Genomic DNA, 800 nt, shown 5'->3' on the forward strand with positions numbered 1-800 from the left:
GGGCGAGGGGGGTGTGGGTGGTGCCGCACACGGTCCGCACCACGGCGGCGACCACCTCGCGGTCCTCTTCCGGGGCGGCCCCGAGGAGGTTGGCCATGGCGGTGTCGGGGTCGGTGGCGGCGGCGATCTTGCGGAACGCCAACAGTTCGCGCAGCTGCGGGGCCCACCCGACCTCGCCCTTCGCCTGCCGGGCGGCCAGCTCGCGCGCCACCTTGACCGCGCGCCGTTCCACCCCGAGCTGGGTGGCCAGGTCGAGGTCGCTGACCACCCGCACCTGGAACGCGAACCGCGAACTCAGCGCGTCGGACAGGATGGCCCCGTGCACGCCGGGGTTGTGCCCGGCCACCACGAAGAACCCGGGCTCGGCCTTGACCACCTCGCCGGTAGCTTTGACCACCAGCTCTTTGCGCCCGTCCATCGCGGGATACACCGCCGCCAGCACGGTCGGGGAGATGAGGGTCGCGTCGTCGATGAACAGCACCCGGCCCTCTTTCATCGCCCGCACCAGCGGGCCGTCCATGAAAACGAAACGCCCGTCCGGGGTTTGGGTGTACTCGCCCACGAAATCGGCGACCGTGGTGTCCCCGTCGCCCTGCACCGTCAACAGGTCCCCGTAGGCGGCCTCGATGAGCGAGGTCTTGCCGGTGCCGGGCGGCCCGTACAGCAGCACCGGAACCTCGGCCGCCCGCATGGTCCGCAACACATCCACATCGGCACGCCCGGCGAGCTGGCGCACGTGGTAGTCCTGCCCGTTCGGCCGGGCCACCGTGTTACCCGTGCGCGCCGGAGCCCCCGGGGTG

1 protein-coding gene is annotated in these 800 nt (G+C 72.0%); it reads right to left on the reverse strand.

What is annotated here, in order from left to right; genetic code table 11:
* Positions 1-800: AAA family ATPase (locus tag HOV91_RS39200; protein WP_174190200.1), on the reverse strand; the 800-nt coding region annotated here is incomplete at both ends.

The sequence above is a fragment of the Nocardia barduliensis genome (genome assembly GCF_013315795.1).
Taxonomy (GTDB): domain Bacteria; phylum Actinomycetota; class Actinomycetes; order Mycobacteriales; family Mycobacteriaceae; genus Nocardia; species Nocardia barduliensis.